Here is a 13,921-nt window from a genome sequence, read left to right as displayed (position 1 = left end):
TCTTCCAAAGTGACCCGCCGTCAGGGCGGAACCCTAAGCGGCCGTTACCGCAGCAATGGATATGTACACAATCCAACTGTGTCGCCTGCCAGGCCGCCTTCGCGAGCAAGCCCACAGTTTGATATCTGAGTGTCAGGTAGGTAGGTGTTGGCTGGCGGGCCGTCATCGCAGGCAAGCCAGCTCCCACAATTGGATAGCAGTGTGTCAGGTAGGTCAGCGTCGGTTGGCATTCCGTCACGGGAGCAAGCTCCCTCGCCACAGGTTCAGCGTCACTCCAAAGTTATGAAGATACCTATGCCTATCTCTGTCAAACCACGCATTTGAGAGCCACGGCCCTCAAAAAATGATTATCAGGCCCGGCCAATCGGTGCGAATTTGGCCTGGGTGTGTTCCGCCAACACCGCCGCCGGCAATTCAACTTCCAAACCCCTTCTGCCCGCACTGACAAAAATCGTTGCAAAGGGTTGCGCCGTTTCATCGATAAACGTGCGCAGCCGCTTCTTCTGCCCCAACGGGCTGATGCCGCCCAACAGATACCCCGTGGAGCGCTGCGCCGCTGCCGGGTCAGCCATTTCGACTTTCTTCACACCCGCAGCGTGAGCCAGAGCTTTCAAGTCCAGACTTCCGACGACCGGCACCACCGCCACCAACAACTCACCCTTCTCACTGCTCGCCAACAGCGTCTTAAACACCTGGGCCGGGTCCAGGCTCAATTTTTCCGCGGCCTCCAGCCCATAGGATGCTGCCTTGGGATCATGTTCATAACTGTGGATGCGATGTTCGGCGCGAACTTTTTTCAACAGGTCCAATGCGGGGGTCATAGCGGCTCCAGGCGGGCAAACTGATGGCCAATTCTAGGCCAAGACCGCCTGAAACGCTCTAGCACAGCCCTATTACCGCTAAAGCGACGCGCCCTGCCCATGATCATTCACCACACCAATAGTTCGGAAATGACCAATGGTTCACTTTCGACCTTTGACAGCGGTCATTCTTGTCTATATTTTTTCGTTTCCGAATACCGTAGGAATAATCCTCTGGTACTCCGCAGTAAGCCGCGATCCAGGATGGGGATCCTTCTCGCGGTGAATATCGCGCAATTGCCCGTTGAGGCGGTGCGCAAGACAAGAACAACAATTGAGGTTTTCCATGACAACTGCTCTTCAACAGCCTTCACTTTCGAGCCAATGCATGGCCGAATTCCTGGGCACCGCGCTGCTGATCTTCTTCGGTACAGGATGCGTCGCCGCGCTCAAGGTCGCGGGTGCGAGCTTTGGCTTGTGGGAAATCAGTATCATCTGGGGGGTGGGCGTGAGCATGGCGATCTACCTGAGTGCCGGTATTTCCGGGGCTCACCTCAACCCGGCGGTCAGTATCGCCCTGTGCATCTTTGCCGATTTTGAAAAGCGCAAACTGCCCTTCTATATTCTTGCCCAGGTCGCCGGCGCCTTCTGCTCCGCCGCCTTGGTGTACACGCTCTACAGCAACCTGTTTTTCGATTACGAACAAACCCACCACATGGTCCGCGGCTCTCAAGCCAGCCTGGAATTGGCCTCGGTGTTCTCAACCTACCCCCATGCACTGCTGAGCACGGCCCAGGCATTCCTGGTGGAGATGGTCATCACCGCCATCCTGATGGGCGTGATCATGGCCCTTACCGATGACAACAACGGCCTGCCACGCGGCCCGCTGGCGCCCCTGCTGATCGGCTTGCTGATCGCGGTGATTGGTAGCGCCATGGGCCCGCTGACCGGCTTTGCGATGAACCCGGCTCGGGATTTCGGTCCCAAGCTGATGACCTTTTTCGCTGGTTGGGGTGAAATGGCCTTTACTGGCGGTCGCGATATTCCTTATTTCCTGGTGCCGATTTTCGCCCCGATTGTCGGCGCATGCCTCGGTGCTGCGGCCTACCGCGGGCTGATTGCTCGACACCTGCCAAGCGCCGCACCGGCTATCGCTGAAGAAACACCTGACACAGCTGTCAACGGCAAGCCCCGTATTTCCTGAAAGCGCCAGCCTGGTCCCCTGCCCTTCGCGGCCCAGGCTGATTTCTGACTTCCTTATTTCGTCCAAGGCAATTGACATGACCGACCTTCAGAATAAGAACTACATCATTGCCCTTGATCAGGGCACTACCAGTTCCCGGGCGATCATCTTCGATCGTGACGCCAACGTGGTGTGTACCGCCCAGCGCGAATTCGTCCAGCATTACCCGCAGGCTGGCTGGGTCGAACATGACCCGATGGAAATTTTCGCCACCCAGAGCGCGGTGATGGTCGAAGCGCTGGCCCAGGCCGGCCTGCACCACGACCAGGTGGCCGCCATCGGTATCACCAACCAGCGTGAAACCACCGTGGTCTGGGACAAGATCACCGGCCGTCCAATCTACAACGCCATTGTCTGGCAGTGCCGCCGCAGCACCGAGATCTGCCAGCAGCTCAAGCGCGATGGCCATGAGCAATACATCAGTGATACCACGGGCCTTGTGACCGACCCGTACTTTTCCGGCACCAAACTCAAGTGGATCCTCGACAACATCGAAGGCAGCCGCGAACGTGCACGCAACGGCGAACTGCTGTTCGGCACCGTCGACAGCTGGCTGATCTGGAAATTTACCGGCGGCAAGACCCACGTCACCGACTACACCAACGCCTCGCGCACCATGCTCTTCAACATCCACACCCTGGAGTGGGATGCGAAGATGCTGGAGATTCTCGACATTCCGCGGGAAATGCTGCCGCAAGTGAAGTCGTCATCGGAAATCTACGGCCGTACCAAGAGCGGTATTGCCATCGGCGGCATTGCCGGTGACCAGCAAGCCGCCCTGTTCGGCCAGATGTGCGTGGAAGCTGGCCAGGCCAAGAACACCTACGGTACCGGCTGCTTCCTGCTGATGAACACCGGCGACAAGGCGGTCAAATCCAAGCACGGCATGCTCACCACCATCGCCTGCGGCCCACGCGGCGAGGTGGCCTACGCATTGGAAGGCGCAGTCTTCAACGGCGGCTCCACCGTGCAATGGCTGCGTGACGAGCTGAAGATCATCAACGATGCCCACGACACCGAATACTTTGCCGGCAAGGTCAAGGACAGCAACGGCGTGTACCTGGTACCCGCCTTCACCGGCCTCGGCGCGCCCTACTGGGACCCGTATGCCCGTGGCGCGCTGTTCGGCCTGACCCGTGGCGTACGCGTGGACCACATTATTCGTGCAGCCCTGGAGTCGATTGCCTACCAGACCCGCGACGTCCTCGACGCCATGCAACAGGACTCGGGCGAACGCCTCAAGGCCCTGCGCGTGGACGGCGGTGCGGTTGCCAACAACTTCCTGATGCAGTTCCAGGCCGACATCCTCGGCACCCAGGTAGAACGCCCGCAAATGCGTGAAACCACTGCCCTCGGCGCGGCCTACCTGGCTGGCCTGGCGTGTGGTTTCTGGGGCAGCCTGGACGAGCTGCGCGGCAAAGCGGTAATCGAGCGCGAGTTCGAGCCACAGCTGGATGAAGCGGCCAAAGAGAAACTCTACGCCGGCTGGCAAAAAGCTGTGAGCCGCACCCGTGACTGGGAGCCGCACGAAGGCGCCGAATAAGCCAAGCGCTGGCTTGCGGTAGGTTGTAACTGGCAGGGAGCGGATTCCTGCGTCATCATGGGCCACTTTTGTATGGCAGCCCAAAGGACGCCCCATGAATCTGCCTCCCCGCCAACAACAAATCCTCGAACTGGTCCGCGAACGCGGCTACGTCAGTATCGAGGAAATGGCGCAGCTATTCGTTGTCACCCCGCAAACCATCCGCCGCGATATCAACCAGTTGGCGGACGCCAACCTGTTGCGCCGCTACCACGGCGGCGCAGCCTATGACTCCAGTGTCGAGAACACCGCGTACGCCATGCGTGCCGACCAGATGCGCGACGAGAAGCAACGCATCGGCGAAGCCATTGCCGCACAGATTCCCGATCACGCCTCGCTGTTCATCAACATCGGCACCACCACCGAATCCATCGCCCGTGCGCTGCTCAATCACAACCACCTGAAAATCATCACCAACAACCTCAACGTCGCCACCATGCTCAGTGCCAAGGACGACTTCGATGTGTTGCTCACCGGCGGCAATGTGCGCCGTGACGGTGGTGTGGTCGGCCAGGCCAGTGTCGACTTCATCAACCAGTTCAAGGTCGACTTTGCCCTGGTGGGCATCAGCGGTATCGACGAGGACGGCAGCCTGCTGGACTTCGATTACCAGGAAGTACGGGTCTCCCAGGCAATCATCGCCAATGCGCGACAAGTGATTCTGGCGGCAGACTCCAGCAAATTCGGGCGCAATGCCATGATTCGCCTGGGGCCGATCAGCCTGGTGGACTGCCTGGTGACTGACCAACAGCCGGTGCCGGCGTTGGTGCAGGTGTTGAATGAGCATAAGGTGCGGCTGGAGGTCGTGTAGCGCCTGTACCGCCGCCTTCGCGAGCAAGCCCGCTCCCACATTTGAACGCATTCCCATGTTGGAACTCGATCAAATGTGGGAGCGGGCTTGCTCGCGAAAGCGATCTATCCAATAGCCCATACCTCAAGCCTGTCACAGGCTCATGTTCACAAATTTTCCTTTCCCCACCCTTCGATGAGTTTTTTCAATCGAAGTCGGGTGGCTGTGCCCGCAATTATCAGCTACCATTTTCGCAAATGAACATTAATGTTCGAATTCCAAGACGAAAAGATCGCGAGGCCAGCCGATGAACCCTTCCACCTTGCCTGCTCCACCGCTTGCCGAAGTCTATGACGTTGCCGTAATTGGCGGCGGGATCAATGGCGTCGGGATTGCAGCAGACGCAGCCGGTCGCGGTTTGTCGGTATTCCTTTGCGAAAAGGATGACTTGGCCAGCCACACCTCATCGGCCAGCAGCAAGCTGATCCACGGTGGCCTGCGTTACCTGGAACACTACGAATTCCGCCTGGTGCGCGAAGCCCTGGCGGAACGTGAAGTGCTGCTGGGCAAAGCGCCGCACATCGTCAAGCAAATGCGCTTCGTACTGCCGCACCGCCCGCACCTGCGCCCAGCGTGGATGATTCGCGCCGGCCTGTTCCTGTATGACCACTTGGGCAAGCGCGAGAAACTGGCAGGGTCCAAAAGCCTCAAGTTTGGCGCCGACAGCCCGCTGAAAAGTGAAATCACCCGAGGCTTCGAATACTCCGACTGCTGGGTCGATGACGCCCGCCTGGTCGTGCTCAACGCCATGGCAGCCCGCGAGAAAGGCGCGCACATCCACACGCAGACCCGTTGCGTCAGCGCCCATCGCAGCAACGGCTTGTGGGAAATGAACATGGAGCGTGCCGACGGCAGCCTGTTCTCGATCCGCGCCCGCGCGCTGGTGAATGCTGCCGGCCCTTGGGTGGCCAAATTCATCAAGGACGACCTGAAGCTGGATTCGCCCTACGGCATCCGCCTGATTCAAGGCAGCCACCTGATCGTGCCGCGCCTGTACGAAGGCGCCCATGCGCACATCCTGCAGAACGAAGACCAGCGCATCGTCTTCACCATTCCGTACCTGAACCACTTGACCATCATCGGCACCACCGACCGCGAATACACCGGCGACCCGGCTGCAGTGGCGATCACCGAAGGTGAAACCGACTACATGCTCAAGGTGGTCAACGCGCACTTCAAGAAACAACTGAGCCGTGACGATATTGTCCACACCTACTCCGGCGTGCGCCCGCTGTGCAACGACGAGTCGGATAACCCATCGGCCATCACGCGTGATTACACCCTGGCCTTGTCCGGCGGCACCGGCGAAGCGCCGATCCTGTCGGTATTCGGCGGCAAGCTGACCACCTATCGCAAACTGGCTGAGTCGGCCATGGCCCAACTGGCGCCGTACTTCACCCAGATGCGCCCAAGTTGGACTGCCACGGCGAGCCTGCCCGGCGGCGAAAATATGAGCACCCCTGAAGCTCTGGCCGACGCCATCCGCGCCAAGTTCGACTGGGTACCGAGCGAGATCGCCCGCCGCTGGTCCACCACTTACGGCAGCCGCACTTGGCGCTTGCTGGAAGGTGTGCAATCGCTGGCCGACCTGGGTGACCACCTGGGTGGCGGCCTCTATACCCGCGAAGTCGACTATCTGTGCGCCGAAGAGTGGGTGACACAACCGCAGGACGTGCTGTGGCGCCGCACCAAGCTTGGCCTGTTCACCACCGAGCAGGAACAGGAAAACTTGCAACGCTACCTGTCCAAGGTCGAGCAGAGCCGCGGCAAGATCGAAGCCGCCTGACCGCCCTACCGTGTAGGAGCGAGCTTGCTCGCGAAAAACCTGAGAGCGCCGCGTTTATTCAGCATAAACGCGGCGCTTTTGCGTTTTTCGCGAGCAAGCTCGCCCCTACGGACTATTCGGTTTTCCGAACACGCCCCTCTGCCCTATTCGGTTTGCCGGACTATCGACCGAAAATATCGCCGAAACAAAAAGTTAATTTCCATATAAATCATGAAGTTATCCTTTTGTTTTCGGTATGGCACGACTCATGCTCTACACTCTTCAACGATTGCCTGAGGCGCCTTAGGAGCCGTCACGGGCAGTCGCTATACAAGAGAGCCGTTCAGCTGGCTTCATAAAAAAAACAAATGTCGAGGAAGTATTGATGCGCATCGTTCCCCATATCCTGGGCGCAGCTATCGCTGCTGCTCTGATCAGCACTCCAGTTTTTGCCGCCGAACTCACCGGCACACTGAAGAAAATCAACGACTCCGGCACCATCACTCTCGCTCACCGCGACAGCTCCATTCCGTTTTCCTACATCGCGGATGGTTCGGGCAAACCCGTGGGCTACTCCCACGACATCCAGTTGGCCGTCGTCGAGCAGCTGAAAAAAGACCTGAACAAACCCGACCTCAAAGCCAAGTACAACCTAGTGACCTCGCAAACCCGTATCCCGCTGATCCAGAACGGCACCGCGGATCTGGAGTGCGGCTCCACCACCAACAACACAGAACGCGCCCAGCAAGTTGATTTCACCGTCAACATCTTCGAAATCGGCACCCGTTTGCTCGTCAAGAAAGACAAGGAAGGCAAGCCGTCCTACGCTGACTTTGCCGACCTGAAAGGCAAAAACGTGGTGACCACCGCCGGCACCACGTCCGAGCGCATCATCAAGGCGATGAACGCCGACAAGCAGATGGGCATGAACGTCATCTCCGCCAAAGACCACGGCGAATCCTTCCAGATGCTCGAAAGCGGCCGTGCCGTTGCGTTCATGATGGACGACGCCCTGCTGGCCGGTGAAGAAGCCAAGGCCAAGAAGCCTGATGACTGGGTCATTACCGGTACTCCACAGTCCTTCGAGGCCTACGCTTGCATGGTTCGCAAAGGCGATCCGGACTTCAAGAAAGCCGTGGATGACGCCATTGTCGCCCTGTACAAGTCTGGCGAGATCAACAAGATCTACGCCAAATGGTTCGAAAGCCCGATCCCACCAAAGGGCCTGAACCTGAACTTCCCGATGAGCGACAAGGTCAAGGAGCTGATCGCTAACCCAAGCGACAAACCAGCGCCAGAAGTAAAAATCTGATACCTGACTAAGCTTATGTCCTGAGGGAGCCAACCCTCCCTCAGGCGTCTGTAATTACCTGCTGGCTTTAACTTGGAACACTCGACCTGGCGGTTTTCGAGCCGATCGTGTGTGCCTGGCGTTCAACGTCAGGCGGGAACGGATCTTCCCCAAGCGGGTGCTTGTACATCGATCGATCTCGAGGGGAGACCCTAATGAATTACAACTGGGACTGGGGCGTGTTCTTCAAGTCCACCGGCGTGGGCAGCGAGACTTATCTCGACTGGTACCTCTCCGGGCTGGGCTGGACCATCGCCATCGCTATCGTGGCATGGATTATCGCCTTGCTGCTGGGCTCCATTCTGGGGGTCATGCGCACTGTGCCAAACCGCCTCGTATCGGGCATCGCGACCTGCTACGTGGAACTGTTTCGTAACGTGCCGCTGCTGGTTCAGCTGTTCATCTGGTACTTTCTGGTACCGGACATGCTGCCGCAGAACCTGCAGGACTGGTACAAACAAGACCTGAACCCGACTACCTCGGCCTACCTGAGCGTCGTGGTGTGCCTGGGCCTGTTCACCGCCGCCCGTGTGTGTGAGCAAGTGCGTACCGGTATCCAGGCGCTGCCACGCGGCCAGGAATCCGCGGCACGCGCCATGGGCTTCAAGCTGCCGCAGATCTATTGGAACGTGCTGCTGCCCCAGGCTTACCGCATCATAATTCCGCCGCTTACCTCCGAATTTCTCAACGTGTTCAAGAACTCCTCCGTGGCGTCCTTGATCGGCTTGATGGAACTGCTGGCGCAAACCAAACAGACCGCCGAGTTCTCGGCCAACCTGTTTGAAGCCTTCACCCTGGCCACGCTGATCTACTTCACCCTGAACATGAGCCTGATGCTGCTGATGCGCGTGGTCGAGAAGAAAGTCGCAGTGCCCGGCCTGATCTCCGTGGGGGGCAAATAATGGACTTCGATTTCAGCGGCATCATCCCCGCCATTCCAGGCCTGTGGAACGGCATGGTCATGACCTTGAAGCTGATGGTCATGGGCGTGGTCGGCGGCATCATCATCGGGACCATCCTGGCCCTGATGCGCTTGTCGTCCAACAAACTGCTGTCCCGCGTGGCCGGCGCCTACGTGAACTACTTCCGCTCGATCCCGTTGCTGCTGGTGATCACCTGGTTCTACCTGGCGGTGCCGTTCGTGTTGCGCTGGATCACCGGTGAAGACACGCCGATCGGCGCGTTCACCTCCTGCGTCGTGGCGTTCATGATGTTCGAGGCCGCGTACTTCTGCGAAATCGTACGAGCCGGTGTGCAGTCGATTCCCAAGGGCCAGATGGCGGCGGCACAAGCCATGGGCATGACCTACGGCCAGACCATGCGCCTGATCATCCTGCCCCAGGCGTTCCGCAAGATGACGCCGTTGCTGCTGCAACAGTCGATCATCCTGTTCCAGGACACCTCCCTGGTCTACACCGTGGGCCTGGTGGACTTCCTCAACTCCGCCCGCTCCAACGGCGACATCATCGGCCGCTCCAATGAGTTCCTGATCTTTGCCGGTGTCGTCTACTTCATCATCAGCTTTTCCGCCTCGCTGCTGGTCAAGCGTCTGCAAAAAAGGTTTGCCGTATGATCTCTATCAAGAACATCAACAAGTGGTATGGCGACTTCCAGGTGCTGACCGATTGCAGCACCGAGGTTAAAAAAGGCGAAGTGATCGTGGTGTGCGGGCCATCCGGCTCGGGCAAATCCACCCTGATCAAGTGCGTCAACGCACTGGAACCGTTCCAGAAGGGCGACATCGTGGTCGACGGCACCTCCATCGCCGACCCGAAGACCAACCTGCCAAAACTGCGCTCGCGCGTGGGCATGGTGTTCCAGCACTTCGAGCTGTTCCCGCACCTGACCATCACCGAAAACCTGACCATCGCGCAGATCAAGGTGCTGGGCCGCAGCAAGGAAGAAGCCACCAAGAAGGGCCTGCAACTGCTCGACCGCGTGGGCTTGTCGGCGCACGCCCACAAGCACCCTGGCCAGCTCTCCGGCGGCCAGCAACAACGTGTGGCGATTGCCCGCGCCCTGGCCATGGACCCGATCGTCATGCTGTTCGACGAACCGACCTCGGCGCTGGACCCGGAAATGGTCAACGAAGTGCTCGACGTGATGGTGCAACTGGCCCACGAAGGCATGACCATGATGTGCGTGACCCACGAAATGGGCTTTGCGCGCAAAGTGGCCGACCGTGTGATCTTCATGGACGCCGGCAAGATCATCGAAGACTGCCCCAAAGAAGAGTTCTTCGGCGACATCAGCGCCCGCTCCGAGCGTGCGCAGCACTTCCTTGAGAAAATCCTGCAGCACTAAAAGCGACACATAGCTTGCCCTGTAAAAACTGGACCAATGTGGGAGCGGGCTTGCTCGCGAATGCGGCATGTCAGTCACTGATGCATCAACTGGCAGACTGCATTCGCGAGCAAGCCCGCTCCCACACTGAACCGCGCAGGTTGCACGCTCTGGTTGACCCAAGGCATCTGTGATGAAATGCGACCCCAATCAATATCGCGCCGCGCCGCCATCACTTGCCGTGAAGCCTCGTCTGATACGCCAACTGTTCCTGCCGCCGTTGATCATCGCCCTGATGGTCGGCCTGGGTTATATCGGCTTCTGGGTCAGTGACTACTACGGCATCCGCACCCTCAGCGACAATGGCGAACGCCAGTTGGAGTTGCACGCCCGTACCGTCGAAAGCGAACTGAGCAAGTACACCTACCTGCCCAGCCTGCTGGAACTGGAGTCCAGTGTTTCCCAACTGCTCGCCGACCCGAACCAGGAAACCCGCAAGACGGTCAACGACTACCTCGAAGGCCTGAACCGCCGCAGTCGCAGCCGCGCCATCTATGTGATGGACACCACCGGCCGCGTGCTGGCCACCAGTAACTGGCGCGATGCCGACAGTTACCAAGGTGAAGACCTGTCCTTTCGCGCCTATTTCCAGAATGCCGTACGCGGCCAGCCTGGCCGTTTCTACGGCATCGGCAGCACCAACGGCGAACCCGGCTATTACCTGGCCCATGGCCTGGAAGAGCACGGCAAGATCATCGGCGTCGCCGTGGTCAAGGTGCGCCTCGAAGCCCTTGAAGAGCGCTGGCAACGTGCGCGCCTTGAAGCTTTCGTGAGCGATGAGAACGGCATCATTATTCTTTCCAGCGACCCGGCGCGTCGCCTCAAGGCCGTACGCCCGCTGAGCGATGACACCAAGGACCGCCTGGCCCACAGCCTGCAATATTACTGGGCGACGCTCAATGAACTGCAACCCCTGGCCCGCGAGCGCCTGAACGAAGGCACCGAGAAACTGACCTTCCCGGCCAACACCGAAGTGGTCAACGACCAGCACGCCGTCAGCTACCTGGCGCAGACCCGTCCGCTCAACGACACGCCGTGGAACTTTACCCTGCTCACCCCGCTCAACGACCTGCGCCGCGCCGCGATCAACCAAGGCATCCTGGTGGCCGTCGCCTTTGGCCTGGTCGCCTTCCTGCTGATCGCCTGGAACGAACGGCGCAAGGTCATCGCCACCCGCCTCGCCGCACGGGAAGCCTTGCAGGAAGCCAACAGCCTGCTTGAGCGTCGGATTGCCGAACGCACCGCCGACCTGCGCGCCAGCAACGAACGGCTCAAGGGCCAGATTCGCGAACGACGCCAGGCCGAAGAAACCCTGCGCCACGCCCAGGACGAACTGGTGCAGGCTGGCAAGCTCGCGGCCATTGGCCAGATGTCCACCAGCATCGCCCACGAACTGAACCAGCCGCTGGCAGCGTTGCGCACGCTGTCGGGCAACACCGTCCGCTTCCTTGAGCGCGGCGCCCTGGACACCGCCAGCACCAACCTCAAGACCATCAACGAACTGATCGACCGCATGGGCCGCATTACCGCCAGCCTGCGCTCCTTTGCCCGGCGCGGTGACGACCAGGGCGAAGCCAGCCTCGGCAAGGCCGTGGACGCCGCGTTCCAGGTGCTCGGCGCGCGCCTGGACAGCCTGCCGTTGACCGTGCACCGTGACTTTGCCAATGCCCAACTGCAGATCGACCAGACCCGCCTGGAGCAGATCCTGGTCAACCTGATCGGCAACGCCCTCGATGCGATGCAGGACCAAGCGGCGCCGCAGCTGTGGCTGGAAGGCCAGAGCGGCGACGGCAAATACCGCCTGTTGGTGCGTGATAATGGCCACGGTATCGACCCCGAGGCGCGCAAGCATTTGTTCGAACCCTTTTTTACCACCAAGCCCGGCGAACAAGGCCTGGGCCTGGGCCTGACCCTTTCCGCAAGCCTCGCTGCCGCCACCGGCGGCAGCCTGGCCGTGGAACATCCGGCCAATGGTGGTACCGCCTTTGTCCTGAACCTGCCATTGGTGGGCGCTCAACGAGCTGAGTCGACATGAATACACAAGCCCAAGACCTCACCGTCCTGATCGTCGAAGACGACCCCCATGTACTGCTCGGTTGCCAGCAAGCACTGGCGCTCGAAGACATTACCAGCGTCGGCGTGGGCAGCGCCGAAGAAGCGCTCAAGCGCATCGGTGAAAACTTCGCCGGCATCGTCATCAGCGACATTCGCTTGCCGGGCATCGATGGCCTGGAACTGCTGACCCGCCTCAAGGCCTTGGATAAAAGCCTGCCGGTGGTGCTGATCACAGGCCACGGCGATATCTCCATGGCGGTGGGCGCCATGCGTAACGGCGCCTACGACTTCATGGAGAAACCCTTCTCGCCCGAACGCCTGGTTGACGTGGCACGCCGCGCCCTGGAACAACGCGGGCTGGCGCGGGAAGTCTGGTCGCTACGCCGGCAACTGGCCGAGCGCGACTCGCTGGAAGGCCGCATCATCGGCCGCTCGCCAGCGATGCAAAACCTGCGCGAACTGATTGCCAATGTCGCCGACACCTCGGCCAACGTGCTGATCGAAGGCGAGACCGGCACCGGCAAGGAACTGGTCGCGCGCTGCCTGCATGATTTCAGCCGGCGCCATACCCACCAGTTCGTTGCCCTCAACTGCGGTGGCCTGCCGGAAAACCTGTTTGAAAGCGAGATTTTTGGCCACGAGGCTAACGCCTTCACCGGCGCCGGCAAACGTCGCATCGGCAAGATCGAGCATGCCCATCAAGGCACGCTGTTCCTCGATGAAGTAGAGAGCATGCCGATCAACCTGCAGATCAAATTGCTGCGAGTGCTACAAGAACGCACGTTGGAACGCTTGGGTTCGAACCAGAGCGTGGCGGTGGATTGCCGAGTAATCGCTGCCACCAAGTCCGACCTCGACGAATTGAGCCGCGCCAGCCAGTTCCGCAGCGACCTGTACTACCGCCTCAACGTGGTCACCCTGGAACTGCCGCCCCTGCGCGAGCGGCGTGAAGACATCCTGCAACTGTTCGAACATTTCCTGCAGCAATCTTCGCTACGCTTCGACCGCGCCGTGCCGGAGCTGGACAACCAGACCCTGTCCAACCTGATGAGCCACGACTGGCCAGGCAACGTGCGTGAGCTGCGCAACGTCGCCGAACGCTTCGCCCTCGGCCTGCCCGCCTTCAAGAAAAGCGGCGCCGGCAGTGGCAGCCAAGGGGTTGCCTTTACCGAGGCGGTGGAAGCCTTTGAGCGCAACCTGCTCAACGATGCCCTGCAACGCAGCGGCGGCAACCTGACCCAGGCCAGCCAGGAACTGGGGATGGCCAAGACCACCCTGTTCGACAAGGTCAAGAAATACGGGTTGAGTCACTGATGGATCTGTTCTTGAAGGCCGCGCTTGGCGCCGCAGTGGTGCTGATTCTGGCGGCGCTGGCCAAGACCAAAAACTATTACATCGCAGGCTTGGTGCCGCTGTTCCCCACTTTTGCGCTGATCGCCCATTACATCGTCGGCAAAGGCCGAACGGTTGCGGACTTGAAGACCACGATCCTGTTCGGGATGTGGTCGATCATTCCGTATTTTGTGTATTTGGCGACGTTGTATGTGATGGTGGATCGGCTGCGGTTGGAGGCATCGCTGGCAGTCGCCGCCGTGGCCTGGTTGATGGCCGCGACGGTGTTGGTCAGCGTGTGGGTACGCCTGCACACCTGACACAACGCGGTTAAACAGGTGGGAGCTGGCTTGCCTGCGAAAGCGGTGGTTCAGTTAAAGATTCAGTGACTGACACGCCGCCTTCGCGAGCAAGCCCACTCCCACAGGGGATCTGTGCCAGGCGCAGATTTTGCGGGTAGTACACGACCAATGTGGGAACTGGCTTGCCTGCGATAGCCGTAGGTATCTACACAACTTTTGGGCTGTAGCAGCAGACGGTAACCACGATGCGAAGCGAGCCGCTCTTGATCTTGATCTGCTTTTGATCTCAGGCGCCCCG

General features: G+C 59.8%; 12 protein-coding genes. 11 read left to right on the top strand and 1 reads right to left on the bottom strand.

Features of this window, described 5'->3' with window-relative positions; genetic code table 11:
• Positions 1–350: 350 nt before the first annotated feature.
• The gene (gene ybaK / locus A7K61_RS28175) at positions 351–821 is read right to left on the bottom strand and encodes a Cys-tRNA(Pro) deacylase (protein WP_032893325.1); all 471 of its coding nucleotides are present in this window, start codon (positions 819–821) and stop codon (positions 351–353) included.
• 325 nt (positions 822–1,146) lie between these two features.
• Between ybaK and A7K61_RS28170 the strand changes: the two genes are divergently transcribed.
• From A7K61_RS28170 to A7K61_RS28120, 11 genes are all read left to right on the top strand, one after another.
• Positions 1,147–2,004: an MIP/aquaporin family protein gene (locus A7K61_RS28170; RefSeq protein ID WP_069558827.1), complete on the top strand. Its 858-nt coding sequence runs from the start codon at positions 1,147–1,149 to the stop codon at positions 2,002–2,004.
• Positions 2,005–2,080: 76 nt separating this feature from the next.
• Complete coding sequence (gene glpK, locus A7K61_RS28165) at positions 2,081–3,586, top strand: glycerol kinase GlpK (protein WP_069558826.1); 1,506 nt, start codon at positions 2,081–2,083, stop codon at positions 3,584–3,586.
• A gap of 94 nt (positions 3,587–3,680) precedes the next feature.
• On the top strand, positions 3,681–4,436 hold the full coding sequence (locus A7K61_RS28160) for a DeoR/GlpR family transcriptional regulator (RefSeq protein WP_014717134.1): 756 nt from the start codon (positions 3,681–3,683) through the stop codon (positions 4,434–4,436).
• A 286-nt stretch (positions 4,437–4,722) separates the two neighbouring features.
• Complete coding sequence (gene glpD, locus A7K61_RS28155) at positions 4,723–6,261, top strand: glycerol-3-phosphate dehydrogenase (RefSeq protein ID WP_044270500.1); 1,539 nt, start codon at positions 4,723–4,725, stop codon at positions 6,259–6,261.
• A 364-nt stretch (positions 6,262–6,625) separates the two neighbouring features.
• A complete protein-coding gene (locus A7K61_RS28150; protein WP_003188957.1) occupies positions 6,626–7,552 on the top strand; it encodes a glutamate/aspartate ABC transporter substrate-binding protein in 927 nt (308 codons plus the stop codon).
• 194 nt (positions 7,553–7,746) lie between these two features.
• On the top strand, positions 7,747–8,493 hold the full coding sequence (locus A7K61_RS28145) for an amino acid ABC transporter permease (protein WP_003188956.1): 747 nt from the start codon (positions 7,747–7,749) through the stop codon (positions 8,491–8,493).
• Positions 8,493–9,164, top strand: coding sequence for an amino acid ABC transporter permease (locus tag A7K61_RS28140; protein WP_003188954.1), 672 nt, complete (start codon positions 8,493–8,495; stop codon positions 9,162–9,164). Before A7K61_RS28145 ends, A7K61_RS28140 begins: the two co-directional genes overlap by 1 nt.
• The gene (locus A7K61_RS28135) at positions 9,161–9,895 is read left to right on the top strand and encodes an amino acid ABC transporter ATP-binding protein (protein WP_003188952.1); all 735 of its coding nucleotides are present in this window, start codon (positions 9,161–9,163) and stop codon (positions 9,893–9,895) included. Before A7K61_RS28140 ends, A7K61_RS28135 begins: the two co-directional genes overlap by 4 nt.
• A 172-nt stretch (positions 9,896–10,067) precedes the next feature.
• Positions 10,068–11,969 (top strand): sensor histidine kinase, encoded by a 1,902-nt coding sequence (locus tag A7K61_RS28130; protein ID WP_069558825.1) that lies wholly within the window; start codon positions 10,068–10,070, stop codon positions 11,967–11,969.
• Positions 11,966–13,303, top strand: a complete 1,338-nt coding sequence (locus A7K61_RS28125; protein ID WP_044270507.1) for a sigma-54 dependent transcriptional regulator — start codon at positions 11,966–11,968, stop codon at positions 13,301–13,303. The genes A7K61_RS28130 and A7K61_RS28125 overlap by 4 nt, the downstream gene beginning before the upstream one ends.
• Positions 13,303–13,641 (top strand): GlpM family protein, encoded by a 339-nt coding sequence (locus A7K61_RS28120; protein ID WP_032893333.1) that lies wholly within the window; start codon positions 13,303–13,305, stop codon positions 13,639–13,641. The genes A7K61_RS28125 and A7K61_RS28120 overlap by 1 nt, the downstream gene beginning before the upstream one ends.
• Positions 13,642–13,921 lie beyond the last annotated feature (280 nt).

This window comes from Pseudomonas sp. AP42 (assembly GCF_001728935.1).
In the GTDB taxonomy this organism is placed as follows: Bacteria; Pseudomonadota; Gammaproteobacteria; order Pseudomonadales; family Pseudomonadaceae; genus Aquipseudomonas; species Aquipseudomonas lactis.
The sequence above is the reverse complement of the archived record's forward strand: the minus strand, read 5'-3'. Positions and strand labels throughout refer to the sequence as shown.

What these genes read in the sequence shown, in the direction of transcription:
- ybaK (WP_032893325.1), bottom strand. Translation starts at nt 821, where the DNA reads ATGACCCCCGCATTGGACCTGTTGAAAAAAGTTCGCGCCGAACATCGC.
- A7K61_RS28170 (WP_069558827.1), top strand. Translation starts at nt 1,147, where the DNA reads ATGACAACTGCTCTTCAACAGCCTTCACTTTCGAGCCAATGCATGGCC.
- glpK (WP_069558826.1), top strand. Translation starts at nt 2,081, where the DNA reads ATGACCGACCTTCAGAATAAGAACTACATCATTGCCCTTGATCAGGGC.
- A7K61_RS28160 (WP_014717134.1), top strand. Translation starts at nt 3,681, where the DNA reads ATGAATCTGCCTCCCCGCCAACAACAAATCCTCGAACTGGTCCGCGAA.
- glpD (WP_044270500.1), top strand. Translation starts at nt 4,723, where the DNA reads ATGAACCCTTCCACCTTGCCTGCTCCACCGCTTGCCGAAGTCTATGAC.
- A7K61_RS28150 (WP_003188957.1), top strand. Translation starts at nt 6,626, where the DNA reads ATGCGCATCGTTCCCCATATCCTGGGCGCAGCTATCGCTGCTGCTCTG.
- A7K61_RS28145 (WP_003188956.1), top strand. Translation starts at nt 7,747, where the DNA reads ATGAATTACAACTGGGACTGGGGCGTGTTCTTCAAGTCCACCGGCGTG.
- A7K61_RS28140 (WP_003188954.1), top strand. Translation starts at nt 8,493, where the DNA reads ATGGACTTCGATTTCAGCGGCATCATCCCCGCCATTCCAGGCCTGTGG.
- A7K61_RS28135 (WP_003188952.1), top strand. Translation starts at nt 9,161, where the DNA reads ATGATCTCTATCAAGAACATCAACAAGTGGTATGGCGACTTCCAGGTG.
- A7K61_RS28130 (WP_069558825.1), top strand. Translation starts at nt 10,068, where the DNA reads ATGAAATGCGACCCCAATCAATATCGCGCCGCGCCGCCATCACTTGCC.
- A7K61_RS28125 (WP_044270507.1), top strand. Translation starts at nt 11,966, where the DNA reads ATGAATACACAAGCCCAAGACCTCACCGTCCTGATCGTCGAAGACGAC.
- A7K61_RS28120 (WP_032893333.1), top strand. Translation starts at nt 13,303, where the DNA reads ATGGATCTGTTCTTGAAGGCCGCGCTTGGCGCCGCAGTGGTGCTGATT.